The sequence below is a fragment of the Candidatus Symbiopectobacterium sp. genome, from assembly GCF_020054415.1.
In the GTDB taxonomy this organism is placed as follows: domain Bacteria; phylum Pseudomonadota; class Gammaproteobacteria; order Enterobacterales; family Enterobacteriaceae; genus Symbiopectobacterium.
Genome location: NZ_JAHWCO010000668.1, coordinates 1 through 2,301, shown reverse-complemented (window position 1 = coordinate 2,301; position 2,301 = coordinate 1). Strand labels below are relative to the sequence as shown.

Sequence of the window (2,301 nt, the reverse complement as noted above, 5' to 3'; positions counted from 1 at the left end):
TACCAAGCCAGTTTTGGTAGAAAATGCTTGTCCCCTCAGGTGTACAGCTTTCTCATGAGGCCTAACTGCATGATTTTGCGTTGCGATGATCCGTCGTTTCACTGGACTGCCAGCATAAAATCTATTTATTCAACAAAGCCCCAAAACTGGCATGGAAAAACAGCATGAATCACTATTATTCAACAAAGCCGGGAGGTGAATACAAATCAATTTACACTCTCTGGTTTGATGATTATCCTGAATATGTTTTGCTGTGACAGTACCACAGTAAATTGATGTTGCGATGACTCGGGGTGCCCTTCTTTGTGAAGGCTGAGAAATACCCGTACCACCTGATCTGGATAATGCCAGCGTAGGGAAGTCTCGGTATTTCGATCGGCTACCGTCTTCTTGCACGCCGGTTGGGAGTTATAATGAACGACCTGCCCACCGATTTTTCTGCTGCCCACGCGGCGGCAGTTTTGCACGATTTCTCAACGGCTTCTCCGTTAGTCCATTGCCTGACCAACGATGTGGTCCAGTCTTTTACCGCCAATGTGTTGCTGGCGCTTGGGGCATCCCCGGCGATGGTGGTGGATCCGGGCGAGGCGGCGCAGTTTGCTGCGTTGGCCGATGCACTTCTGATTAATGTAGGCACCTTAGAATCAACGCGTGCCGATGCGATGTTGGCCGCTGTACATAACGCTAATCAAGCGGGAAAACCCTGGGTGCTGGATCCTGTCGCGGTTGGCGTGTTGCGCTTTCGCACCGATTTTGTGCGCGAATTGCTGCCTTGCAAACCGGCGGCGATTCGCGGTAATGCTTCGGAAATTATCGCGCTGTCTGGCGTCGCTTCGCAGGGCCGAGGCGTTGACAGCCATGACGCTTCCTTTACTGCCATCCCGGCCGCTCGCGAACTGGCGGCGCGCTGGTCAACCGTGGTGGCGGTGACGGGAGAGGTGGACTACGTCACGGACGGTGTGCGCGTTTGGGCGATAAACGGTGGCCATCCGGTGATTACACGTGTGGTGGGTACCGGGTGTGCACTCTCCGCCGTCGTTGCCGCATTCTGCGCCCGCGGTGAAGACGCATTGTCTCAAGTTGCGACAGCCTGTGCAGTAATGGCGCACGCAGGGGAGCGTGCCGCCGCGCAGTCCAACGGGCCAGGCAGTTTTACACCTGCATTTTTGGATGCGCTTGCGCTATTGCGTCAGGAGGCTCAGACATGTGCCTTATAAAAGAGAACGCACTCCGAATAAATGCGTTAACGATAGCAGGCACCGATCCCAGCGGTGGAGCCGGGATCCAGGCCGATCTAAAAACGTTCTCTGCCCTGAGCGCCTATGGCACCAGCGTGATCACTGCACTGGTGGCGCAAAATACTCAGGGTGTGCAGTCGGTTTATCGTATCGAACCTGACTTTGTGGCGGCTCAACTGGATTCTGTATTGAGCGATGTGCGTATTGATAGCGCGAAGATCGGTATGCTGGAGCAAAGTGATATTGTTGAAGCCGTTGCTGAACGCCTGCAACGCTATGCTGTCCCTTATATTGTGCTGGACACGGTGATGCTGGCAAAAAGCGGCGATCCGTTACTGGCGCCTGAAGCGGTCGCAGCGATTCGTGAGACGCTGTTGCCGCGCGTGTCACTAATAACCCCTAATCTGCCGGAGGCGGCGGCGCTGTTGGCGTGCAATGCGGCGACGACAGAAAGAGAGATGAAAGCTCAAGGGCAGGGGTTGCTGGAGATGGGATGCCAGGCGGTGTTGATCAAGGGGGGGCACTTGAGTGACATGGAGAGTCCGGATTGGCTGTTTCAACGTGGGCATTCACCGCAACGTTTCTGCGCACCACGGGTAAACACCCTCCACACTCATGGTACAGGATGTACGTTGTCTGCGGCGCTGGCTGCGCTACGCCCTCGCCACCACGATTGGGAAAATACGGTGCAAGCGGCGAAGCATTACCTCCAGTATGCATTACTGGCGGCGGATTCATTGGAGGTGGGGCAGGGGATTGGCCCAGTGCATCATTTTCATCAATGGTGGTAGCGCGTTAAGTGTAAAGCGGTCGGCGGCGATAGGCCGCAGACATTGAGGTTGAGGCTTGATGCAGGTGGGATCAGAAAGAGATGATCCTGGCGGTAAACCTGTTGAGCAATAACAAACGGCACAACAGCACTGAGGCTTTGTTGAATAAATCAGAACTTGTAACGACTGCGCCCCATACGGGTCGATTGTTACGTGATGCGAATACTGTTCGGCATTCCTAATAGCGTGATCCGGTTAAGCGCTTTGACCATGGCCATGGCTTCACCCACCTG

2 protein-coding genes, 1 pseudogene and 1 riboswitch are annotated in these 2,301 nt (G+C 54.7%); of the genes and pseudogenes, 2 read left to right on the top strand and 1 reads right to left on the bottom strand.

Annotated features, from left to right (window positions below; translation table 11 throughout):
• Positions 1 to 279: 279 nt before the first annotated feature.
• Positions 280 to 376, top strand: a riboswitch (TPP riboswitch).
• A gap of 37 nt (positions 377 to 413) precedes the next feature.
• Entirely contained in the window at positions 414 to 1,217 is an 804-nt protein-coding gene (gene thiM / locus QZ506_RS19270; protein ID WP_291973204.1) for a hydroxyethylthiazole kinase, read from the top strand.
• A complete protein-coding gene (thiD, locus tag QZ506_RS19265) occupies positions 1,205 to 2,029 on the top strand; it encodes a bifunctional hydroxymethylpyrimidine kinase/phosphomethylpyrimidine kinase (protein WP_291973202.1) in 825 nt (274 codons plus the stop codon). The genes thiM and thiD overlap by 13 nt, the downstream gene beginning before the upstream one ends.
• A 188-nt stretch (positions 2,030 to 2,217) precedes the next feature.
• Here the strand turns inward: thiD and QZ506_RS19260 are convergent.
• Positions 2,218 to 2,301: pseudogene (locus QZ506_RS19260) on the bottom strand (lipoprotein); the annotation flags it as partial.